The sequence below is a fragment of the Acinetobacter sp. S54 genome (assembly GCF_016624945.1).
Lineage (GTDB): Bacteria > Pseudomonadota > Gammaproteobacteria > Pseudomonadales > Moraxellaceae > Acinetobacter.
The window spans coordinates 332,626-354,881 of record NZ_JACVUI010000002.1; the positions used below are offsets into that span (position 1 = coordinate 332,626).

Here is a 22,256-nt window from a genome sequence, read left to right on the forward strand (position 1 = left end):
GTACTCATCCATATTGATGTTCCAATGTGAATAAACATAAATTATTCACCATTTTTAAATTTTTGCCTTGCATAAAATTGCTGTATTCAATACAACTTGATTAATTTTAGTGCTTTAGATTTGAAATATATTGAGCTGGGGTTACACCCATAGCTTTTTTAAAATGCCGATTAAAATGACTTTGATCAGAGAAACCACAGATTGAAGCAACAGTCGCAATCGAGTGCTCAGTTTTTAGCATCTGTCTGGCCTTGTGCAAGCGAACTTGTACTAGCCAACCATGTGGCGGAAGCCCCACATAGCGCTTAAATTGACGTAAAAAATGCCAAGAGCTTAATTCAGCCAAATTTGCAAGTTCAGTCAGACTATAATTTTTTTCAGGAGAACTGGCCAATAATTCCTTGATCATTAAAATTTTCTTATGTGCTTCTGGTAAATTAACCAAATTACGCTGATATTGACCATAACGTGACATAAGATACGTCAAAGTCGATAAATACATACTTTCTTTTAGTAAAAAATTATCTTTTTGTTCAAGTAAATCAAAAAGTAAACAGAGTTGCTGTGCTAGTCCATCATCACGCACAACGGCTTGAGGAAACCATGGCGCTCCCTGTTGATGAACAAAAACATCCCGACCTATCTCAGCCAGCATTTCAGGGGTTGGATAAATTGCTCGATAACGCCAACCTGATTCAACAGCAGATGAGCCTGTATGAATCTCATCTGCATTGACTAAAATAATATCGCCTTTAGGTGCAATATGAAGTTCACCCGTCCTAAAGAAAGACTGCGCACCATCTTCAATCACACCAATACAATAGCCTTCATGCACATGTTTAGAAAATTGTGTCTGATGATAGTGTGCTTTTAATAGTTCTAAGCCGCCTAATTCACGTAAATGTAAATAGTTAGCCTGCTCTTGCTGCATATCCTGCCTCATCCATATCTACATGAAACCTTAACATGTAGAAAATGAGTGTCTAGAATAAAATTGCTGTGAATAATAAATAAAGACTAACCCCTAAGATTTTTTATGGCCAAATAAACCATAAATGAATTATTGATAAATTTGACCGTTATGCTTTAACCAACCATCTTCATGATTTCCTTTGGGGTCACGATGTGTCCAATGAATTACCCCACCTTTGGGGTTATATTCATATTCACCATTAAATTCGACTACATCTCCTTTTTCTAAATGCTCAATCCGAGAAGCGAGATCAATATTATAAGCCACTAAAACAGTTAAACCATTGCCTAAACTCAGAATAAATTTTTGATGCCGTGAACCATCTTTATCATCCGGCAGAACTGCTTTAACTTTACCACTTGCCACCACTTGTACATTACTACGATGCTGGGCAAATGCAGTTGAAATGGCTTGTAAACCTTTTTGTGCTTGAGTGAGATCAGTTTGACTTTGGCCTAATACAATCTGATTTTGCATTTCATGACTGACGTTATCAGTCTTTAAGGATGAATGGGGAGTTTTAACTGAATAAGTATAGTAACCTGCCACAAATGCAATTAAAGCAATTAATAAATAACTCAGTTTTTTATTCATTTTTCATTTTTCCATATTTAAAAATGGCCATAAAAAAAGCCCCAAACGGGGCCTTTTTTGGCAAAATAAAATTATTTTGCAGCGGCTTGAGCAGCAGCAACTTCTTCAGCGAAGCTCATTTCTGCTTTTTTCTCAATACCTTCACCCACTTCAAAACGTACAAATTCAACAACATTAGTACCAGTTGCTTTCAATACATCAGCAACTTTTTTGTCATTGTCAATTACGTACATTTGACGGTCAAGTGCAACTTCATTCAAGAATTTTTCAACTGAACCAGATACCATTTTTTCAACGATATTTGCAGGCTTACCAGATTCGATTGCTTTTGCTTCAGCAATTTCTTTCTCTTTCGCGATAAGATCAGCATTAACTGCTTCAGCATTAACTGCAACTGGGTTGAATGCAGCAACGTGCATTGCAATACCTTTACCAGTTTCAGCATCACCAGCATAAGATACAACAACACCGATACGAAGACCATGTTTGTAAACAGCCAATGCTTCACCAGTAACGATTTTAGCACGGCGAACTTGAATGTTTTCACCAATTTTTTGAACAAGCGCGATACGAGCTTCTTCAACAGTTTGGCCATCAGCTAGTTTTAATTCTGCAATTTTAGCTGGATCAGTTTCACCTGAAGCCAAAACTGCTTGAGCAACTGCATTAGAGAAGTTTGCAAAGTTTTCGTCTTTTGCAACGAAGTCAGTTTGACAGTTTACTTCAAGCAATACTGCTTTGTTACCGTCTTGAACGATTGTGATCGCACCGTCAGCTGCAATGTTGCCTGCTTTTTTAGCAGCTTTTGCTTGACCAGATTTACGAAGGTTGTCGATCGCAAGCTCAATGTCACCGTTCGCTTCTGTTAATGCTTTTTTGCATTCCATCATCGCCAGACCAGTACGGTCACGTAATTCTTTTACCATGCTTGCAGTAATTGCAGTCATGTTGTTCTCCTAAATCGGTAGAAAATAAATCTGTTCAACAAAAACGGCCCAAAGTAAAACCCGGGCCGTTTGCTTTTCGACGCTTTAATTTGCCACCATTACATGTCGCAAAAATGACAAGCCTGCGTCAAAACGCATTAAGCCTCAGGAGCTTCTTTCGCTTCTTCGCCTTTTGCTTGTGCATTCGCTTGAGTTTGAGCGTATTCTTTACCAGCAAGAATTGCATTTGCCATAGCAGAAGCATACAAAGTTACCGCACGGATCGCATCGTCGTTACCAGGAATAATGTAATCAACATTATCTGGATTTGAGTTTGTATCAACGATACCGATAACTGGAATACCTAAGTTTTTAGCTTCTTTAATTGCAATTGCTTCGTGGTCAACGTCAATGACAAATAATGCGTCAGGTAAACCACCCATGTTCTTAACGCCGCCTAAAGAACGCTCAAGTTTATCCATCTCACGAGTACGTTCTAACGCTTCACGCTTAGTCAGCTTAGCGAAAGTACCATCTTGAGATTGAGTTTGAAGATCTTTTAAACGGTTGATAGATTGGCGAAGTGTTTTCCAGTTCGTCAACATACCACCTAACCAACGGTGATCTACATAAGGTTGACCAGCGCGTTGAGCTTGTTCACGGATGATGTTTGAAGCAGCACGTTTTGTACCAACGAACAAAACTTTGTTCTTTTTGCTTGCTAACTGGTTAGCAAAGTTCAAAGCATCATTTAACGCAGGAACAGTATGCTCAAGGTTAATGATGTGAATTTTGTTGCGCGCGCCAAAAATGTATTGACGCATTTTTGGGTTCCAGAAACGAGTTTGGTGACCAAAGTGCGCACCTGCTTGAAGAAGGTCGCGCATGCTTACGTTGTAATCTGCCATTTTTATTTACCTTAAATTGGGTTAGGCCTCCATATGTCCAGCATTCTCCACCTTTTTAAAAGGCACCCAGAGTAACGTGACGACATATGTGCGGATTTTCCATTACATCAAATTTGTTCGTAAAGGATATTCACGAAAAGCATTTGATAAAATGGGCGGCTATTTATACCATATACACCTACAAATTACCAAAAGTTTTTAGAGATCATGAATAGTACTTATACAGCCCCACGCCGATTAATTAAAACTCCTGATGAAATTGAAAAAATGCGCATCGCAGGTAAGCTGGCAGCTGAAGTGTTGGACATGATTAAGCCGCATATTGTGCCGGGTGTCACCACGCTTGAGCTAGATACGATTTGTCATGATTATATCGTCAATGTGCAAAACGCAATTCCTGCATGTTTAGGGTACGGTGCGGCACCAGGACGTCCTGCGTTTCAGCATGTGATTTGCACCTCTGTCAACCACGTGGTTTGTCATGGTATTCCCTCAGAAAACAAAGTGTTAAAAAATGGTGATATTTTAAATATTGATGTGACCGTGATTAAAGATGGTTATCATGGCGATACCAATATGATGTATATCGTCGGTGGTGAAACATCTATTTTAGCGAATCGCTTGTGTAAAGTTGCACAAGAAGCAATGTACCGTGGTATGGAAACTGTTCGTGCAGGTTCTTATATCGGTGATATTGGTTATGCCATCCAAAAATATGTGGAATCGGAACGTTTTAGTGTCGTTCGTGAATATTGTGGACATGGGATCGGAACTGTTTTTCATGATGAACCACAAGTATTGCACTACGGTCAAAAGGATACTGGTATGCAACTTGAAGCAGGCATGACCTTTACAATTGAACCTATGGTTAATGCTGGAGTCTGGCAGACGAAACTTTTAGGCGATAAATGGACGGTTGTCACCAAAGACCATAAACTTTCTGCACAATATGAACACACTATTTTGGTGACTGAAACGGGTCTTGAAGTTTTAACGGCTCGCCCAGAAGAAGACTTATCACGTTTTCAAAAATAGTTAAATTCTTCTCTTATCTTCATAAAGGCTACATTTTTGTGGCCTTTTTTGTGTATTTTTACAGTACTTATTATTCATATTTTCAAAAAACATACCTAGTATTTCATTTTCATTACATTTATTAATTTTTCTTAAACACTGTTAAAAATAAAAAAAAGCTATGGTGAGCGCATAAAAATTATCTACAAACGTAAATTGGACATGGAGTCCCCTGATGAAAAAGTCTTTGCTTGGAATAGCGACTAGTCTTATTGTACTACCCTCTTTATCTTATGCCGACTCACCCTATTTCAGTTTTAAGGATGGTGATGGATTTAAGCGTTTTTCAGCCTCTATTGGTTGGTTACATGCCATGCCACAGGGCAAAGCCAATCCAGTTGATATCAATACCAGCATTGCAGAAGGAACAACTGCTAAAGTCGGTGATGTTTCAAAAGATGCGGTACTTGATGCAGCAGTAAAAGATTCAAATCCCCTACTTTATGGAGCCCTTCAGCTCCTACCGTTAGAAACTTTACCAGGAGGGTTATCTGGAACAGCTACCGTAAATGGTTTATCAAACTGGCAAGCAGCTGGCACGGGTCTTGAAGCTGATGATGTTGATACAGTTGGGATGATGTTTAACTATAATTTTACTGATAATGTTTCATTGGAAATTAAAGCAGGAATTCCACCTAAAGTTGATATTAAAGGCAAAGGCGATATTTATGCACCTTTATCAGGATCAGCAGATACTCCTCTAGGATCACTTGATCTCAAAAAAGATATTCACATTACCGATTTAACTCAGGGCGATAAAGCAGCGTCAGTACGAGCATGGTTACCTGCCGCCGAATTACATTATCAATTTGGTAAAACGGGTGTTAATAAATTTCGCCCTTATGTCGGCCTAGGTGTAATGTATGCTTATTTTGACAATGTTAAACTAAATTCAGGGATTGAGTCAGACTTGGTCAAAGCTGGCCATATGATTCAAAATATCCATGATGGACAGGCAGGTGCTGCTCTAGATGGAAAAACCTCTTCTGCTGATCCGCGTGTTAAGGTCAAAGCAACCGATACCTTTGCCCCGATTGCCACAGTAGGCGCGACTTATGACTTCAATGAAAATTGGTTTGCGGTTGGTTCAGTGTCGTATTCGAAAATGAATAATGAAGCCAAAATCACCGTAACCGATAACAACACGGGCAAAGAGTTGATTAATGCCAAAACCAAAATTGATATTGATCCTGTGATTACTTATCTGGGTGTAGGTTATCGTTTTTAATCAGTCTTTTAGTACCTTAAGCAGCTTCGGCTGCTTTTTTTCATCACGACACTTTTCAAATAACGTATGTACCATATCGATTTTTTTCGATTCATGATCTACAATATCGCCAACCAGTTATTTTTATTCAATAAGTATGTCTAACGCCAATAATACATTTTCTAAGACTATGATTTATATGCTAATAGGAAGTGCATGTATTTTGGCACTCTCTTTAGGGACAAGACATGCTTTTGGCTTATATTTGGTTCCTATGAGTGATGAGTTTGGCTGGAACCATCAGGTATTTAGTCTAGCTATTGCCATGCAAAATTTAATTTGGGGTGCAGTACAACCTTTTACCGGTGCGTTGGCCGATAAATACGGCAGTAAAAAAGTAGTCGCTTCTGGTGGGATACTTTATACACTAGGTCTACTCCTGATGGCATTTAGCTCTACGGGGCTATTGCTCAATCTCAGCTTAGGTCTGATTTTGGGAATGGCGCTATCTGCAACTTCTTTTTCAGTCTTGCTTTCTGCTGTTGGACGTGCGGCCGCTCCAGAAAAACGCAGTATGGCAATGGGTATTGCCAGTGCCGCAGGTTCTTTTGGTCAATTCATCATGCTTCCAACAACACTTTTGTTATTGCAGCATTTTGGATGGTCAGCAACTTTAATAATAAGCGCAATTCTGATCGCGCTTATTATACCGCTCGCATTAAGCCTGAATGCACCTCCTTATCGAGCACCGAGCTTTAGCGCAATTCAACCGAGTAAAACTTTTAAAGAAATTTTAACGCTTGCAAAAAACCATAAACCCTTTTGGTGGTTAGCATTAGGTTTTTTAGTCTGCGGCTTTCAAGTCGTGTTTTTAGGCGTACATTTACCTGGTTATCTGATAGATCATGGTTTCAATGCAACGACTGGAACTGTCTTTTTAGCTTTAGTAGGTCTTTTTAATATTTTTGGAACTTATGGCGCGGGTTGGTTAGGTGATCGTTATTCAAAACCTAAATTATTGATGCTTCTGTATGGCTTACGTGGCATCGCTATTATTGCGTTTTTACTGCTCCCTCTTTCCAATGTCACGGTCTATGCTTTTGGTATTGTCATGGGTTTACTTTGGCTATCAACAGTTCCATTAACCAATGGTATTGTCGCCAATATGTTTGGGGTTCAATACTTATCAATGCTCAGCGGTATCGTATTTTTTACCCATCAGGTCGGTTCTTTTTTTGGAGGTTATCTCGGGGGACTTAACCATGACATGACAGGAAATTATAATGCAATCTGGATGATTTCCATTGCATTAAGTATAGTAGGTGTATGCGTACATTTCTTTGTCACCGAGGAGAGTGTTATTAATGATTAGTCTAAATTCACTTAAATACCTCATCAGCGTAGTCATACTAACCGCTATTATTCTAGCAATCTATATGTGGTCACAAACACCTGAATTATTTCATTATTTCAATCAGGCGTTTTGCCCTCATTAAAATCAAAGCTTTATTTATCACAAACACCTAAAAATATATAAAACAAGGAGATAATTTAAAAAAAACGATTATCATAAGCTTTGCTTTTTTTCTCATTTCAATATTCCCTCATACTTTCTTTATGCTCAGATGATTCAAAATCACAAGAGCTATTTTTGATGAGCAGCCTAAGTCAACTTTCACAAGCCATTCATGATGCACCGCGTTGGCATCAACCTGATTATTTTCAACATACACAGGAAGTTCAGATACAAGCTCAGAAAAACGAAGCGCTTGGTGCAGTAGTGACAGGTTTAAATGCTCAAAAAGCTCAGTCTGGTGAAACTATTTTTAGATTAAAAAAAGCCCTTGCCGATCATCTGGTCTTAATTTTTAAAGATCAAAATATAGATGATTTACAGTTTTTAGCATTTGCGAGTTATTTCGGTTCAATTTTTCGTCCAAGTAAAGACAATCCAGTGCTAGGTTATGATCTGGAAACAGGTGTACCCCCTGATGTCGTTCCTGTTTCCAATGCGGTTGGTCAGGGTGATTATACAGGACACGGTGAACTTGCGCCTCACGCCGATCACCAATGGACCCCACTTCCATCATTTGGCTCTTTACTCTATGCCATTGAGTTACCTAAAGATGGCGGAAAAACCTCATGGGTGAATACTATTGCGGCTTACGATGCTTTGGATGAAGCAACTAAAACCCATATCGACCAATTACAGTTGATTACTTACAATCCTTTTGTTCGTGCACAAAGCAATAAAGGTTCGGGCAACTATAGTAATAGCCCGTTGTATCGCTTTAAGGATCAACCCATTTTAGGACATGCCTATCCGCATCCATTGGTTCGTATACACCCTGAAACAGGACGTAAAGCCTTATGGCTAAATACTAAAAGTGAAGTTGAACTGGTCAATTACGATGACCAATCAGGGGCAAAATTAATCGCTGAATTACGGCAACATTTGGAAAAGCCAGAATTTCGTTATCAACATCAATGGGAAACTGGAGATATTGTTTTTTGGGATAACCAAGTGACTTTACATGCTAGAGAACCCTTCCCATCGGATCAAAGACGTTTGTTAAAAAGAATTAGTCTTGCTGGTAGTCGTCCTTTTTAAACTGTCATAAAACTATCAACTTTCTCTGCTTTAATAAAAAGAAAAACACAAAACAAAAATAATCAAAGGTCATCGCAAAAAAGCCCGTCAAGTGACGGGCTTAATTTTTTATTTGCATCTCAATAATTTATAAAGTCTTGGCCTTAGAAAAGTCGATTTAACCCATTCAAAGCCGCAACACGATACGCTTCGGCCATCGTTGGATAGTTAAATGTAGTTTCCATAAAGTATTTCATCGAATTATTTGGACTTTGCATCACCGCCTGTCCAATGTGGATAATTTCAGAAGCATTATTACCAAAACAGTGAATGCCTAGAATTTCCAAAGTATCTCGATGGAATAAAATCTTAAGTTCACCGACGGTATCACCTGTAATTTGCGCACGTGCCAAATGACGGAATGATGACTGCCCAACCTCGTAAGGAATTCTTTCTTCCGTCAACTGTTGCTCAGTCTTACCAAAACATGAGATTTCTGGAATGGTGTAAATTCCTGTGGGAATATCGGTTACAGGTTTCACATTTTCTTCGCCACTCATGTTTGCACCAGCACAACGTCCCTGGTCATACGCAGCAGAAGCCAGCGAAGGCCAGCCGACAACATCACCCGCCGCATAAATATTTTCAGCCTCAGTCTGATATTTCTCATTTACTGCAAGTTGACCACGGCTATTTGGTGTTACACCCACATTTTCAAGCCCTAAGCCATCGGTATTTCCTGAACGTCCATTACACCAAAGAATCGCATCGGCTTTAATTTTCTTACCGCTTTGCAAATGCAAAACCACATAATCATCATGTGTTTCCAAATGATCAATTTGTTCATTATGGCGAATTAATACGCCTTGTTCACGCAAGTGATAAGACAAGGCATCCGCAATTTCATCATCCAGATAACTGAGCAATTTATGCTGAGTATTAATCAAATCGACTTTATGATTTAAACCAATAAAAATTGAAGCATATTCACAGCCAATAACACCCGCACCATAAATGATAATTTTATGGATAGTAAAGTCCAGATCCAGAATTTTATCCGAATCAAAAACGCGTGGATGTTTAAAATCTAAACCCTGTGGCTGATACGGGCGACTACCTGTTGCGATAACTAATTGTTCAAATACAATCGTTTCTTTGACACCTTCAGGATTAAAAACGATGACTGTATTTTTATCCTGAATATAAGCACGCCCATGAAAAACGTCGATATTATTTCGGTCATAAAACCGTGTATGCGTCGCAACTTGTTGTTGTATCACACGATGTGCATTACTGAGCACCTGTTTCATAGTGAACTTTTTCCATTCACCGACCTTTTGAAACATTGGATCACGTTGATAACGGATAATACTGGAAACGGTTTGACGAAGTGCCTTACTTGGAATCGTTCCAACGTGAGTACAATTCCCACCCAATTGCTCACGAATATCTACAATTGCAACGCGCTTACCCGCTTTTGCAAGCTTCATTGCCGCGCCTTCACCCGCAGGTCCTGAACCGAGAACTACCGCATCATATCTAACGAAATTCCCACTAATGACCTCTTTCTTACGTGGCATTTAAAGCTCCTATCCAATCCAACAATGATACTATTTTATAACAAAGTACTGCTAATATGCTGTGGAATAATGTATTTCTCAAGCCAATATCTTTGCATAACGACATTTTTTAAATGAATAGTGAATTTGCCCAATTTACAGCTAAGTCCGTTATAATAGTCAAATGAAATCCTCTCGAATAACAGTGGAACAGTTGAATATGTCTGAAAACCGTAAACCAGAACAGGGCGTAAAGCTGCGTGGCGCAGAAAAAGTTGCTCGAATTCCTGTAAAAGTTATTCCTACGGTTGAAGTCCCGCGTAAGCCCGACTGGATCCGCGTAAAAATGACTGCGCCTGAAGAAGTTCAACGTATCAAAACCACACTTCGTGCGCAAAAACTCCATACTGTTTGTGAAGAAGCAGCTTGTCCAAATCTTCCAGAATGCTTTGGAGGTGGTACAGCAACTTTCATGATTATGGGTGATATTTGTACTCGTCGTTGTCCATTTTGTGATGTTGCACACGGCCGCCCAAATGCATTGGATGCTGATGAACCACGCCATATGGCGGAAACTATTTCTAATTTAAAACTTAAATATGCCGTAATCACTTCTGTGGATCGTGATGATCTGCGTGACGGTGGTGCGCAGCATTTTGTGGATTGTATTAAAGAAGCACGTGCTTTAAGCCCAAATACATTATTAGAAATTCTGGTTCCAGACTTTCGTGGCCGTCTGGACATTGCGCTACGCATCATGACAGAATGCCCGCCCGATGTTTTTAATCACAATATTGAAACTGTACCGCGTCTTTATAAAGCCATGCGTCCAGGTTCGGATTATCAACATTCATTAAATTTGCTTAAGATGTTTAAGGAATATTGCCCTGACATTCCAACTAAATGTGGTTTGATGGTAGGGATCGGTGAAACCGAAGAAGAAGTTATTTCTTTACTAAATGATCTACGCGCACATGATGTTGACTACGTCACCATCGGTCAATATTTACAGCCATCGAAACAACACGCACCAATTGATCGTTTTGTTAGCCCAGAAGAATTTGAGCGCTATGCGGAACACGGTCGTAAACTCGGTTTTAGAAATATCTGGTCCGCGCCAATGGTTCGTTCAAGTTACTTTGCAGATCGCCAATATCGTGGTGAACCTGTACCAGCAGTTCGTCGTAAAGTTGATCCTGCCAAAAAAATTGCAGTACAAGCTATAGAAGCTTAATGATCTGATATCTCATTAAAACCTCTCATTTATGAGAGGTTTTTTATTACTCATAATATTTTCTCAAAAAAATCAAAATTATTCTTTTCTCACAATCCTTTATAAATAGAACATTCAGCTACCTTATCTCTGCTTTTAATTAACGTGAGAAGTAATGCTTACTTAATCTTGTCGTTTAAATACAGATCTGAAATGGTATAGTGAATTCACAGCACAAGAGATAATTAAAAATGCAGTTTCTTCCAATATTTCAAGCCCTAACATCATGACGTCTATTCTTTATTTTTGTCTCATCCCGTTACTTGCATTTATTTTTATCGCGCAATTAGTTTATATGCCGATAACGTTGCTTGGGGTTTGGGCCATCATGCTTGTTACAATGATTTGGAGATATTCACAAGGTAAAATTGCGCCAGTTTCAAAATGGTTGCTAATCGCATTTGTCTTGAGCTGTCTTGCTGCCATTTATACAAAATTTAAAAGTTTTTGGGGTGTAGAGGCTGGAGTTGCTGTATTAAGCACATGCTTATTTGCCAAATGTTTAGAAAGTAAAAATATTAGGGATTTACTTATCGTTTTTAATTTTGGACTATTTGTTAGCGCCAGCTTGTTCTTACATAGTCAGTCATTTGTAATGACATTAACTGTACTTTTTTGCTTAATTTTTTGCTTTATTGGTTTATATCGTATTCAAATTACTAAATTTCTTAGTCAACCAAATAAAAAAGTCTCTATAACACGTGATTTAAAGCATGTGGCTGGATTTCTCTCGATTGCCCTTCCATTTTTTATTATCCTATTCATTTTCTTCCCCAGACTTCCCCCACTCTGGCGTGTTCCAATTGCTTCGAATCAAGGGGTAACAGGAATGAGTGATCGTATGTCACCAGGGGATATTGCTCAATTATCACAATCTTCGGCACTTGCATTTCGAGTTACAGGTGATTTACGTCAACTTCCACAACGACAAAATATGTATTGGCGAGCAATGGTGCTAGATGATTACGATGGTGCAGTTTGGACAAATAATGCTATTAACCAGACACCTGTCAATTATGATGTAAATCGCCTAAAAGTGCTAAATTATCAATATTTGTCAGCTGACCCTCAACAAACATGGATTATGTCGTTGGAACATTCCGTTCCTACTGAATCAAGCTATCAAATATATGCTGATGGAAGCATAAAACCACGACGAATGGTTCAACGCAATCAGCCCATTCTTCTAAGCTGGGTCGACTCACCTTATTTAGAATATCAATATAATCAACAACAAATAAAACAAGCCCAACGAATGAATTTTCAGCCGCAACCCAAAACTCAGAAACTCGCCCAACGTTTATGGCAGCAAAGTAATGAGCAACCTGAGCTTTATATCCGAAATATTTTACATTGGTTTCAACAGCAAGGTTTTATTTATACTCTTTCCCCTGAAGTTTTAAATGGTAATCGTACTGATCAATTTTTATTTGAAACAAAAAAAGGGTTTTGTGAACACTACGCCTCAAGCTTCGTTTTACTCATGCGCTATGCAGGTATTCCCGCACGAGTGGTCATCGGTTATCAAGGGGGTCAACTTGCTCCTGACGCTAAAAGCTGGGAAGTTCGACAGCTTGATGCACATGCATGGTCAGAGGTGTACATAAATGGTCATTGGCAAAGAATTGACCCTACCGCTGTGGTCGCGCCAATGCGTGTGGATGCAGGCATGCAACAATATTTACAACAAGATGATCATATTTGGGGTGAGCAAGCTGGAACTTTCTGGAAACAACAAAACTTTAACTTGATTAAAAATATGCGGGTCTGGAGTGATTATTTAGGTTATCAATGGCAAAGCAAAGTTGTTGGTTATGATGTTGACCGACAAAAAAACTTATTATCGAAACTTGGATTCTATTCAATTTATAGTTATACACTTCTCATGGTATTTACAATCATTTTTCTGATTATTGTATATACGCTGTGGCTTTGGTTTAAAAATAGAAAAGAAATATCTTCAATCGAACGTCAAATTAAACACTTTCAGAAAAAGTTACCTCACAATTTAAAAAGACAAACCAGCGAAACCTTTAAATGCTGGATGTTACGATTGGCTCAACATGCGCAGCAGCGAGAATTATTTAATGACCTCATACAAATACATGAAAAAATAATGTTTTCTGGGCAAGTTTCAGACAAAGACCATATAAAATTCAATCAATTGCTTAAAGTCTGTGCATCTAAAATAAAGTACGTAGAAAAAACTTGTCATCCTGCTGAAAACTGAATATGATTACTCACACTTAGGCGTATAGCTCAGTTGGTTAGAGCGCTACGTTGACATCGTAGAGGTCTCCAGTTCGAGTCTGGATATGCCTACCAAGATATACTGATTTATCAGTAACTTAAAAGCCACCATTCAAGGTGGTTTTTTTGTTTTAGTAGGAAATTTGAGAGTATTTAAAAAAATTGACCGATCCTCTCATTTAAACGAGCTAAGTGTAAGTTTTCGGCCAATTTCGCACTAATTTGTTTTTCATTTCGCACTGAAATTTTTTAAGTTATTCTGCACCATCTAAACAAATCAAATACTTATTGAATTCATCATGCTTTTATGAGATAATTTTCAAGCGTATTTTTTATGACTAAAGCTTTTCATCATGTGAAAAGCTTTTTTATATTATGCACTGACTAATATCCCTAAACATAAAACACCGTTGGCACACGTCCAACTTCCACTTCCTAAATTACTACTCCCTGTCCCTTCTAGTCTTTGACCAACAGTAGATGCATCTGTGGTTGTCAAAACTGCCCCGTTTGAGTAAATACTTAATATGGTTTGAGTTGATGGTGACTCTGCATTAAAAGCATTAGAAGCTGCATTTATGTTTATTAGCCTGCCTGTACCAACCGCTCTAACTTTATACTCTGGATTAAACGTTAGAATAGCAAGAGTATTCGCTGTGATTGTGAAACCTCCCCGCATCCATAGCATCCCATTAATCTTAGCAAATTCCCAATCTGTCGAAACTGTAGCGCCATACCCTTTAACAGAAGGAGTTACGCTACTTGGATATGTTCCAACCACGTTTGCTTTCACCCAATTTACAGACGTTCCTGAACTTAATGCTGTAATCTGAGCTTGCAGCTTCCCAAGCATCTGCCCAAGTGTATCAGTCGCTAAAATCGCTGTATTCGTACCCAAAGCATACGCACTATACACCACATCAAATATCTTTGATTGTCCGCTAAGACTTGAAAATAAACCCGACAAAGCCACTGGAGCCACGTCAGCACTTTGAAGTGCTGTATCTGCTTTTGCACCCTGTGCCGCTGTAGCCGCACCCAAGCTTTGCGCTGTAATCTGACTGACAAGCTGTTGTGCTGTACCGAGCTTTTCAGCACCTATATTCGTCCGAGCATTCTCTTTCTGAATCTCGGTCAAGGCTTGAGTTGCAACATCAAAGCGGACTCGGTTTGCAACGGATTGATTCAGTGTTTCAATGATACTTTGTTCATTCTGAATTGCTGCTGCAAGTTCATATATTGTATTGAGTGCTTCAGGCGCAGAGCCGACAAGATTAGCTATCTGTTGATTCACATACGATTGATCGGCTTTTGTATCAACTAATTGTGATAACAATGCTAAAGCTTGAATGTCAGCTTTCGTCAGCAATGCTAAACGATTCTGTTCAATCTGCTGTTGTGCTTGTTCAAAGTCAGTTTGATCAGTCTTAGTCGATATTTTTAACTCATTTGTCTGAGCCAAAGTGCGAACTGTCTCGATTTCACTTTCTAATGCTGATTTAGCTGAAGCGACTGAACCTATAGGCTCTGCGTGAACATCAGAAGCATCTAAAACGACAGTTCCAGTTTTGCCATTGACTGAATAAATCGAACCAGATCCACCTGAAGCTGGATGTGAAATCATCGCACCAAAAGGCACATTGATTAGTAAATCAGGATTTTTAAACTTTTCAGAAATAGGAATTGGGTTGTTATTCCAGAATACACGTAATGCAATATTGCTCATGCTGTAATGCTCCGAACAATACGAAATGAGATATTCTGCGAGTGACGAACGTTGCCATTCATTTCAAGCTTGATATCCATTTGTGCTGTACCTTCTTTCCAGAGAGCAGTCTGAGATATAGGCACTTCAAGTAAAATCATGCCTGCATCTTGTTGCTGATCTGGATACACTGTTACCTGTGGCTCTGCTATCGTTTGATTCTGAGCGTTAATGATACGAGCTGTAATAACCATATCACCCGTGATCGTCATACCTGAGTCAGATTCAGTGTCATAAAACTGAACTGGTACTGCAAAACTATCGCCGATTTTGAAAATTGCGTTCATTGATCACCTCAAGACGTAGTCACAAGTGCAAAACCAATACCGCCATCGTCACCGTAATTGCCTGAGTTTTTCCAGCCAATACCACGTCCACCCACTACCAGTGACATTGTTATTGAAGATTCAGAGCTATTGGTGAACTGTACTTGTACACGTCCACCTGAACCTCCACCACCGCCAAACGACCATTTTTCATCGCCGATGCCCCAAGCACCTGCACCACCACCATTTAAAGTACCGATACTTGACGCGATACCTGTTGCACCTTCTTGTCGATTCCAGCGCGAACCGATGACAGCAGCATTACCCGTCTGATTCGCAAGGATACTGAAATTAGCATCAGCAACTATATTGTTTGTTCCACCAGCTCCAGCTTCACCATTGAAGAAATACGAGCCATTACCCCAACGTCCCCCAGTTCCGCCTTTACCACCACCGACTGTGATCACGTTTGATGCATTCGTTAAAACGATATTGCCGCCATCAGTACCCGAACAGTTTGGATCGCCGCCCGTATAAATCGAACCACCGCCGCCACCTCCAGCTGCAAACATATCAATCGTAATGGTTTGATTGGCTTCAACTGTGAGTGAATGCGATCCTTCATAATATGTGGTTTGGCCTTCAGGATATTTACTGGTATCCATAATCAACACCGCCACTTGTTTATTCGGTATATATGTCAGTTTGAATGTGAGCGTTTGATTACCTTCCGTCTTATTGTCCGCAATAATATCCAGTGTTTTAGTCGCTTTACCCGTAGCGTCAAGAATGAATTGACCCGATAAATCCGACGGTGAAATATCATCGGATTGAATCCCTGTAATAACCCAATCAACAGGGGTTCCAGCCGCTAATCCCGTCGTTTGCAATGTGAACGTGACTTGTCCACCTTCATCGACTACCGTTTTATTTGAAGTGAGCTGATAAGTCGGCCCAGTTGCGCCATCTTCCAAACGTTGCCAGATGCGCGTTGTCGCAGTTTGAAACGATGAACCCGCATTAATACCTGAAATAGCACCGAGTGAATCACCTTGTGAACCCACACCTTGAGGCACATACGGCCATAACACCCATGTCGTTTCATAGCCAAAAAATGGCTTTAACGCTAAAGCTGGATTGTAATCTGTGTTATTTGAACCGTGCCATGAACCGACATGATAAATCGCACTAGCCAGAGTCTTTAATTGAAATCGAATCGCTTGATAAAGCTGACTATTGTCTTGTGGATCAAGCTGAATATCCGATTGCTCTATCACATTCGCATTTTCTTCTTGCATTATATTGAGCCAAGACGGACTGACATAGGTTGCATCAACACCAGCCAGATCATCGTTGGCATGAAATCCTGCTTTGCCTTGTCCATTCACATCGGCGCGGGCATTGATCGTATCAATTCGCTTCATTTATATCTCCACAACATCTATTCGCAAAAATGCGGGTAAATAATTTTTAATAATGCATGCCATGTCGGCATTTAACGGTGTTCTAACGACTAATTTGACTTTGTAACGCAGTACTTCAGTATTGACTGGTGAATCACTTGGATCAGTGCATTTAAAAGGCTTAAAGTTGACTAGCTCGACCAGTTCAATCCCAAAAATCTGCAAGAGCTGCGCTACATAAGTTCGGTTTAAAACATTGGTGGTATGTCTGATCCAGTTGATAATTTCCAAACGTTCTTCGATTGTACGATTCACATTGGTTGTGCATTTAAGTGGTAAGCCCAACGCATTTTCATACTCATTGATTAATTCAACAGGTATTGAATTAATTACCTGAAGAAGTCTCTTGGCATCAAAATCAGCCTGAGCAAATGCCTTAGCATGTGCATAGATATCTTTGTCGATAGTTGAACCAGGAGCGCGATCATAACCGCCTACAGGCAGCAATTGACGCAGTACAGAAGCATAAAGCTCAGTGGTTTGCTCTAATGTCATCATGCCGCACTCACTGATAGAGTGCCAAGACGTAACCACTTGGTGTACATCCAATTCACTTCAGGCACGATATTTGAAGATGGCGACAGTTGCACATCAGTCACATTATCAACTTCTAAAATACGTGCTGACAAAATTGCCCATTGATAACTTTCTGCTGGTGCAATTTCAGCAAAATAATCACGAATCACTTGACGAACAGTATCTAAATCTACGTTTGAACCTGTGATGATTGCAGTTACGGGCACAACTTGCTCAGTCGGTGAATAAACTAGACAATCCGCCCAAAAACCAGCATCGCCATCAAGCGCAGCTTGAGCTGAAGCAATGAGTACTGAACTTGGTAATGTTGGTGGTGTGCCTTTGGCAGTGATTGCAACATCCATCGACCCTAACCCTCGACGTTTGGGATACACATAAACTTCCCCAACGCCTGGCACATCTTTCATTTTTGCTTTGAGATCACTCTCACGATCACGTGAAAGCCCTAGCTGTTCTCTTTCTAACAACCGCGCGCGCCAATCTTCCAGATCTTCCTGATCAGTTCCACCATTTAGACTAATAACGCTTACGGTTGAACTCAAACCCGCTTCAGGTGCAACCCACATTAAAGATGTACCGCTATAGTTCCATCCAACTCCCGCCTGATCAGCCAATATCTCGATAATCGCTTCAATATTCGGCTGAAGAGAAATTGATGAAGTTACAGTCCAATAGTGACCCTTTCCATCTGTCACTTTTGCAGCGTTAGAAATCGTCAGATTCGCGTTAGAAATCGCTTTACCATTTCCACTCGCAAAAGTACCTGCGAGTCGTGGCAAGCCTAAACGCTCCGCATGAACGTACAAATATGGCTCGTCTGCTGTTGAGATAAAAAGCTGACGTTCAATATATTTTTGATGTTGATATAAGCCTTCAACCACCGCAGCTTCGCCATCCGCGCGAATGGCCGCATCAGAATCATCTGGCGCAGTAATACCAGTTAAATTCCTAACTTCCTGTAGGATAAGTTGACGAATCTGATTGTAAGTAGGAATTGAAAATGACATTTAGCCACCCACTGCAACAAAATAAGTGATCGTTTGTTTTTCACCAGTCAGACGTACTGCATCAATCGTTAAATCAATACGACTTCTTTCTTTTTGTGATGCAACCGTCGTAATTGACGATAAACGTCCTGGTACAAGTCCAGCCAGAGCCTCATCTGCAATTTGCTTCACAAGTCCAATCATGCGTGGCACATCTTTAGAACGTTGCAATGTGTAGAATCGACTGCCTAAATTCGGATTCGCCCAATAACGTCCACGCTGAATATTTAAGCGATTGCAAATCGATTGAACAACATCAACAGTAAAAGCCTCATCAAGTGAAGTCAGCACATAATCTTTTGTTTCTAAATTAATATTCGCCATGTTTTATTTACCTCACATTTGCTCATTTGGCACTGAAGTGTTGCCGTGTTTATGTCCGTTATATGTACTGCGTATTTCTTGCATTGATCCTTTTTTATCGAACACCTCCCCATCAACATGCAGGTCACAATTCAGCTTTGCCCCATTCTCACCAAGACGGAACTCGTTTCCGAACTGATCAAAAATGCATGTTTCTCCTTCTGCAACTTCGACCATGACTGAAGCACCAGTCGATCCGATGACTACAGTTCGGCTAGTTTTGCCATCAAGGGGTAAGATCACCACTTTTGCACCTGGTGGAATCCATGAAGCAAAACCGACATGTTGAATCACTTCAATGTCTTGTAATACTTCATCATTCAGACCTTTGATCTGAAGTGTTTTTGAAGTAGTCCGAGCAACTAATCCAAAAAAAGCCTGGCGCACTTGATTAGCCGTACTAGCGATTTGTTTACGCATCGTTTTAATCATGAGATGCCTCACTTTGCTTTTGTTTTTGGGTTTTCTTTTTCTGCTGCTTTGGCTGTTCTTGTTTAAGTTTTAATGGCTGCGCCCAATCGCCCTGACGTTTAAGTTTCAAGCGTGTGGTTTTACCGTTGTTGCGTGACAAAGTAAGTGTTCGCCCCATGACGACCCACTTTGCATTTGCACGAAGAAGAGCATCGCTTTGAAAATTGACTGTACAGCCTGTTTGCCAAACTTTGCCGTCAATGAGCCAACCAGCCACATCACAATTTAATGTGTAGGCTTCTAGGTCATTGTCATGAATAACTTTATTCAGAAGTGCTTGTGCTTCGGCTTGGTTTTCAACTTCACCCGAAGTCACCAGTTTTAAGCGTTGATATGAATATGGCGTACTGGATGAACCTTCAGCCAGAATTTTATTAGCATCCGAGTCCTGGCTAAGAATCTGAATATCGGTAAAGACTTGAGAAACATCTTCGTCATATTCAGCATTGATTACGTTATTATCTTTGCCGTAAGACATTAAAGTCAAAGCCGTTTGAACCTGATAAGAACTAGCAAAAGGATCACCAACCACTAGTGTTCCGTTTGCTTCTAGCCAGATATGCTGACCAGTGACCTGAGCGGCCTTAACAAGTGAATCCCAAATACTTTCACCTGGCTCAACTGAAACTTTATTCTTCAGCCAAGATGTATTTTGAATCTCAAACTTATTGAATAAAGATGCAAGGTTGCCATCTTTGACATAGCGATTGACCAGCTCTTGCAAAGTAAGCTGCTTACCGTTAAAAATCGGAACTGAGCAATCTAAAAGCTGTCCTGCTAGATCACGACCATTTAGATTGATCACACGGCCAGCGCGTCCCACAATGTCTTTTAAATTATCTATGATGCCCGTCAGTACCAGCTCTTTACCGTAGTAAACCTTTGCCGTAGCACCTGCTTTAATACGTGGATCAAGATTGCCTACGCTTGGATTCCATAATGTTAGACTCCATCCATCTGCTGGTGTATCAATCGCACTATCAAGGCTTGCTTCGTCCCAAGTCGTGCATTCAATACCGTTTACGACTAGGCGAATTTCTTTATTTTGGTTATCAACGAGCATAGACAGTCAACTCCTGTCCTGCCCGAAGTACCGCAGGATTTTCAAGATTCGGATTTAGACGCAGGATCTCGCTTGAACGTGTGAAATCACCATAAAGTTGGTGAGCAAGTAAATGTACTGTTGATGGTAGTTTGATGACCGTTGTTGTGATCGGTGGACGTGCTTCAATGAGTTCCTGAATCTGCTCATGAATCTGGTCTGCGGCTTGCTTATAGACTGCGATTTGCGTAACAGGCTGTAGATTATTGCTATCCGCAATTTCAGCCGAAATAGAACGTTCTTGAACAATGGTAGATTGCAAGTCCTGGCGTACACGTTGCCGAATAACGGCTAGTTCTGGCGGGGTTAAGCTTGCTTCAGTTGAATTGGCTTTTGCCGTTTCTTCACGTGTCAGATTCACGATTTGTTGAGCCACCGCAACTTGTGAAGTGACCGTTGTTGCTCTCCACAACTGTTTTAATGCAGGGCTAGAATTATTATCGTCAAAGACTGCGCCAAGTTTTTCGACACGTTTAGCAAGACTACGCCATTTCGACATGGCTGAAATATCAGTCACATCAAACGTCACTAGCTTACTCACATCACTAACCAAGCCATACGCCCAGCTCGCAGGCGATAAAACATTATCAATATTCTTTTGTGTATTATTGATTAATTTATATGCAGATTGCAGGCCGTTTCGGATTTTACTCACAGTATTGAAAAAGGCGTTACTATCTGATCGTTCTAACGCTTTAAGTTCTTTTTCTAACGATTGTGCTGGAGTAGCTAAGATTTGCTCATAATCGATACTTTCAACTGTGGATGTTGGAATGAATAAAGAGCGTTCTTCATCTTCAGCTTTGAGAAAATCAATCGATAAACCCACATAATCAGGGTTTTCAGCGTCGTGTACTTCTTGCCATGAATGCGCATACACTTGGGCAATACCATGAATTGGATGAATCAGTTCACCCGATCCAGTTTCAACAAGTGCTGCTGTAAGGGCTTTTAGCCAGGGTAAATAATAATCACCTGTGTAAAGTGCTGTCACTGAGATTTTACGGGGATCAAGCCCCATATCTTCGATTTGTGCTGCGTTAGAATATGGAGCCTGGTGAATTGCTAGAGATTTTGTATAAGCGTCAGTAATCGAAACGGTATCAAACGTTACACCCCGAAAACTGCCTTCATATAAATCTGTTTCCCAGCCCATAAAAAATAACCCCATCATACGATAGGGTTATTGTGAAAAAATCAGTCTATAAAGTTAGACGGAACGACTTCCTATTATATATTTTAAGATTATCTGTTTTCAGGAAGATCAAACAATCCCACTAAATATGGTGCGCTAGTTGTACCACCAGTTGAGTTAGTAAAACCTATTTTGCCAATTACAACACCACAGAATGCACCATGAGACTCAGCAGTTAAATCTCCCGTTGACCCAACAGCAAGAACTCTCGTTACATCAGTATAATTTGTAACTATACCAGCATGATAGACTGGAAAACCTCCAGATCGATCCACTTCAATCTCAACAATTTGACCTTGAACACATAACCTTTTGCCACGCTCGTTGAAAGAATCTTTTAAAATTTTCCCACGACTTGAAGACTCAAGATTTTTTATATCGCTTATTTTAGTTTTGTGATTTTCCATCCAAATTGCCATAAGTCCTGCTGCTACTGGGAAAGCATCAAACTCATCTGACATTTTAGGTTTTAGCATTGAAATTACATCAGGTAATGTTTGTTTGGATAGTAAAAGTTCAAGTCCTTTTTCTTCATCAGTTTTTTCTCTATCGGCTGGTTTTTCTTGTGCTATAGCTGGTTGAATTGTATTTTCATCATTAGATGATTTAGGTTCTTTTGAACACCCTATTAAGCCCAACATACAGATAAAAGTTGTTAATACTAATTTTTTCATAAAGTTCCCCTGTATATGAA

21 protein-coding genes and 1 tRNA gene are annotated in these 22,256 nt (G+C 39.9%); 7 read left to right on the top strand and 15 right to left on the bottom strand.

Annotation, left to right across the window (positions count from 1 at the left end; translation table 11 throughout):
• Positions 1-106 precede the first annotated feature (106 nt).
• The 4 genes from IAE20_RS04515 to rpsB all read right to left on the bottom strand — a co-directional run bounded on the left by IAE20_RS04515 (position 107) and on the right by rpsB (position 3,401).
• Positions 107-931, bottom strand: coding sequence for an AraC family transcriptional regulator (locus IAE20_RS04515; protein ID WP_200459679.1), 825 nt, complete (start codon positions 929-931; stop codon positions 107-109).
• Positions 932-1,060: 129 nt separating this feature from the next.
• Positions 1,061-1,567 (bottom strand): DUF3465 domain-containing protein, encoded by a 507-nt coding sequence (locus IAE20_RS04520; protein WP_200481239.1) that lies wholly within the window; start codon positions 1,565-1,567, stop codon positions 1,061-1,063.
• Positions 1,568-1,638: 71 nt separating this feature from the next.
• Positions 1,639-2,514 (bottom strand): translation elongation factor Ts, encoded by an 876-nt coding sequence (gene tsf / locus IAE20_RS04525; protein ID WP_200481241.1) that lies wholly within the window; start codon positions 2,512-2,514, stop codon positions 1,639-1,641.
• Positions 2,515-2,651: 137 nt separating this feature from the next.
• Positions 2,652-3,401, bottom strand: a complete 750-nt coding sequence (gene rpsB, locus IAE20_RS04530) for a 30S ribosomal protein S2 (RefSeq protein ID WP_200459682.1) — start codon at positions 3,399-3,401, stop codon at positions 2,652-2,654.
• Between the two features lie 207 nt (positions 3,402-3,608).
• Between rpsB and map the strand changes: the two genes are divergently transcribed.
• The 4 genes from map to IAE20_RS04550 all read left to right on the top strand — a co-directional run bounded on the left by map (position 3,609) and on the right by IAE20_RS04550 (position 8,293).
• A complete protein-coding gene (gene map, locus IAE20_RS04535) occupies positions 3,609-4,436 on the top strand; it encodes a type I methionyl aminopeptidase (protein WP_200459683.1) in 828 nt (275 codons plus the stop codon).
• 214 nt (positions 4,437-4,650) lie between these two features.
• Positions 4,651-5,703 (top strand): OmpW/AlkL family protein, encoded by a 1,053-nt coding sequence (locus tag IAE20_RS04540; protein WP_200459684.1) that lies wholly within the window; start codon positions 4,651-4,653, stop codon positions 5,701-5,703.
• A 136-nt stretch (positions 5,704-5,839) separates the two neighbouring features.
• Complete coding sequence (locus IAE20_RS04545) at positions 5,840-7,054, top strand: MFS transporter (protein ID WP_200481242.1); 1,215 nt, start codon at positions 5,840-5,842, stop codon at positions 7,052-7,054.
• Positions 7,055-7,336: 282 nt separating this feature from the next.
• The gene (locus IAE20_RS04550; RefSeq protein ID WP_200459686.1) at positions 7,337-8,293 is read left to right on the top strand and encodes a TauD/TfdA dioxygenase family protein; all 957 of its coding nucleotides are present in this window, start codon (positions 7,337-7,339) and stop codon (positions 8,291-8,293) included.
• Between the two features lie 143 nt (positions 8,294-8,436).
• Here IAE20_RS04550 and sthA read toward each other — a convergent pair whose 3' ends face one another.
• Positions 8,437-9,852 carry a Si-specific NAD(P)(+) transhydrogenase gene (gene sthA, locus IAE20_RS04555; protein WP_200481244.1) on the bottom strand — a complete coding sequence of 472 codons (1,416 nt, stop codon included), beginning with the start codon at positions 9,850-9,852 and terminating at the stop codon, positions 8,437-8,439.
• Positions 9,853-10,051: 199 nt separating this feature from the next.
• On the opposite strand from sthA, the gene lipA reads away from it, so the two are divergent.
• From lipA to IAE20_RS04570, 3 genes are all read left to right on the top strand, one after another.
• On the top strand, positions 10,052-11,065 hold the full coding sequence (gene lipA, locus IAE20_RS04560; protein ID WP_200459688.1) for a lipoyl synthase: 1,014 nt from the start codon (positions 10,052-10,054) through the stop codon (positions 11,063-11,065).
• Between the two features lie 265 nt (positions 11,066-11,330).
• Positions 11,331-13,334 carry a transglutaminaseTgpA domain-containing protein gene (locus IAE20_RS04565; RefSeq protein ID WP_200481246.1) on the top strand — a complete coding sequence of 668 codons (2,004 nt, stop codon included), beginning with the start codon at positions 11,331-11,333 and terminating at the stop codon, positions 13,332-13,334.
• Between the two features lie 18 nt (positions 13,335-13,352).
• Positions 13,353-13,429, top strand: a tRNA-Val gene (locus tag IAE20_RS04570).
• A 298-nt stretch (positions 13,430-13,727) separates the two neighbouring features.
• On the opposite strand, the gene IAE20_RS04575 is transcribed toward IAE20_RS04570, so the two are convergent.
• From IAE20_RS04575 to IAE20_RS04620, 10 genes are all read right to left on the bottom strand, one after another.
• Positions 13,728-15,080, bottom strand: a complete 1,353-nt coding sequence (locus tag IAE20_RS04575) for a hypothetical protein (RefSeq protein WP_200481247.1) — start codon at positions 15,078-15,080, stop codon at positions 13,728-13,730.
• Positions 15,077-15,406, bottom strand: coding sequence for a hypothetical protein (locus tag IAE20_RS04580; RefSeq protein WP_200481248.1), 330 nt, complete (start codon positions 15,404-15,406; stop codon positions 15,077-15,079). Before IAE20_RS04580 ends, IAE20_RS04575 begins: the two co-directional genes overlap by 4 nt.
• An 8-nt stretch (positions 15,407-15,414) precedes the next feature.
• Positions 15,415-16,809 (bottom strand): hypothetical protein, encoded by a 1,395-nt coding sequence (locus IAE20_RS04585; RefSeq protein ID WP_200481250.1) that lies wholly within the window; start codon positions 16,807-16,809, stop codon positions 15,415-15,417.
• The gene (locus IAE20_RS04590) at positions 16,810-17,343 is read right to left on the bottom strand and encodes a hypothetical protein (protein ID WP_200481430.1); all 534 of its coding nucleotides are present in this window, start codon (positions 17,341-17,343) and stop codon (positions 16,810-16,812) included.
• Entirely contained in the window at positions 17,343-18,392 is a 1,050-nt protein-coding gene (locus tag IAE20_RS04595) for a baseplate J/gp47 family protein (RefSeq protein WP_200481252.1), read from the bottom strand. Before IAE20_RS04595 ends, IAE20_RS04590 begins: the two co-directional genes overlap by 1 nt.
• Positions 18,393-18,755 carry a phage GP46 family protein gene (locus IAE20_RS04600; protein ID WP_200481253.1) on the bottom strand — a complete coding sequence of 121 codons (363 nt, stop codon included), beginning with the start codon at positions 18,753-18,755 and terminating at the stop codon, positions 18,393-18,395.
• Between the two features lie 12 nt (positions 18,756-18,767).
• Positions 18,768-19,226: a phage baseplate assembly protein gene (locus IAE20_RS04605; protein ID WP_200481254.1), complete on the bottom strand. Its 459-nt coding sequence runs from the start codon at positions 19,224-19,226 to the stop codon at positions 18,768-18,770.
• Positions 19,219-20,328, bottom strand: coding sequence for a phage baseplate assembly protein (locus tag IAE20_RS04610; RefSeq protein WP_200481255.1), 1,110 nt, complete (start codon positions 20,326-20,328; stop codon positions 19,219-19,221). Before IAE20_RS04610 ends, IAE20_RS04605 begins: the two co-directional genes overlap by 8 nt.
• Entirely contained in the window at positions 20,318-21,523 is a 1,206-nt protein-coding gene (locus IAE20_RS04615) for a DNA circularization N-terminal domain-containing protein (protein ID WP_200481257.1), read from the bottom strand. The genes IAE20_RS04610 and IAE20_RS04615 overlap by 11 nt, the downstream gene beginning before the upstream one ends.
• An 89-nt stretch (positions 21,524-21,612) precedes the next feature.
• Entirely contained in the window at positions 21,613-22,236 is a 624-nt protein-coding gene (locus IAE20_RS04620; protein ID WP_200481259.1) for a hypothetical protein, read from the bottom strand.
• Positions 22,237-22,256 lie beyond the last annotated feature (20 nt).

What these genes read in the sequence shown, in the direction of transcription:
- tsf (WP_200481241.1), bottom strand. Translation starts at nt 2,514, where the DNA reads ATGACTGCAATTACTGCAAGCATGGTAAAAGAATTACGTGACCGTACT.
- lipA (WP_200459688.1), top strand. Translation starts at nt 10,052, where the DNA reads ATGTCTGAAAACCGTAAACCAGAACAGGGCGTAAAGCTGCGTGGCGCA.
- IAE20_RS04605 (WP_200481254.1), bottom strand. Translation starts at nt 19,226, where the DNA reads ATGATTAAAACGATGCGTAAACAAATCGCTAGTACGGCTAATCAAGTG.
- IAE20_RS04615 (WP_200481257.1), bottom strand. Translation starts at nt 21,523, where the DNA reads ATGGGCTGGGAAACAGATTTATATGAAGGCAGTTTTCGGGGTGTAACG.
- IAE20_RS04580 (WP_200481248.1), bottom strand. Translation starts at nt 15,406, where the DNA reads ATGAACGCAATTTTCAAAATCGGCGATAGTTTTGCAGTACCAGTTCAG.
- IAE20_RS04610 (WP_200481255.1), bottom strand. Translation starts at nt 20,328, where the DNA reads ATGCTCGTTGATAACCAAAATAAAGAAATTCGCCTAGTCGTAAACGGT.
- sthA (WP_200481244.1), bottom strand. Translation starts at nt 9,852, where the DNA reads ATGCCACGTAAGAAAGAGGTCATTAGTGGGAATTTCGTTAGATATGAT.
- IAE20_RS04575 (WP_200481247.1), bottom strand. Translation starts at nt 15,080, where the DNA reads ATGAGCAATATTGCATTACGTGTATTCTGGAATAACAACCCAATTCCT.
- IAE20_RS04585 (WP_200481250.1), bottom strand. Translation starts at nt 16,809, where the DNA reads ATGAAGCGAATTGATACGATCAATGCCCGCGCCGATGTGAATGGACAA.
- IAE20_RS04565 (WP_200481246.1), top strand. Translation starts at nt 11,331, where the DNA reads ATGACGTCTATTCTTTATTTTTGTCTCATCCCGTTACTTGCATTTATT.
- map (WP_200459683.1), top strand. Translation starts at nt 3,609, where the DNA reads ATGAATAGTACTTATACAGCCCCACGCCGATTAATTAAAACTCCTGAT.
- IAE20_RS04515 (WP_200459679.1), bottom strand. Translation starts at nt 931, where the DNA reads ATGCAGCAAGAGCAGGCTAACTATTTACATTTACGTGAATTAGGCGGC.
- rpsB (WP_200459682.1), bottom strand. Translation starts at nt 3,401, where the DNA reads ATGGCAGATTACAACGTAAGCATGCGCGACCTTCTTCAAGCAGGTGCG.
- IAE20_RS04600 (WP_200481253.1), bottom strand. Translation starts at nt 18,755, where the DNA reads ATGGCGAATATTAATTTAGAAACAAAAGATTATGTGCTGACTTCACTT.
- IAE20_RS04545 (WP_200481242.1), top strand. Translation starts at nt 5,840, where the DNA reads ATGTCTAACGCCAATAATACATTTTCTAAGACTATGATTTATATGCTA.
- IAE20_RS04550 (WP_200459686.1), top strand. Translation starts at nt 7,337, where the DNA reads ATGAGCAGCCTAAGTCAACTTTCACAAGCCATTCATGATGCACCGCGT.
- IAE20_RS04590 (WP_200481430.1), bottom strand. Translation starts at nt 17,343, where the DNA reads ATGACATTAGAGCAAACCACTGAGCTTTATGCTTCTGTACTGCGTCAA.
- IAE20_RS04540 (WP_200459684.1), top strand. Translation starts at nt 4,651, where the DNA reads ATGAAAAAGTCTTTGCTTGGAATAGCGACTAGTCTTATTGTACTACCC.
- IAE20_RS04620 (WP_200481259.1), bottom strand. Translation starts at nt 22,236, where the DNA reads ATGAAAAAATTAGTATTAACAACTTTTATCTGTATGTTGGGCTTAATA.
- IAE20_RS04520 (WP_200481239.1), bottom strand. Translation starts at nt 1,567, where the DNA reads ATGAATAAAAAACTGAGTTATTTATTAATTGCTTTAATTGCATTTGTG.
- IAE20_RS04595 (WP_200481252.1), bottom strand. Translation starts at nt 18,392, where the DNA reads ATGTCATTTTCAATTCCTACTTACAATCAGATTCGTCAACTTATCCTA.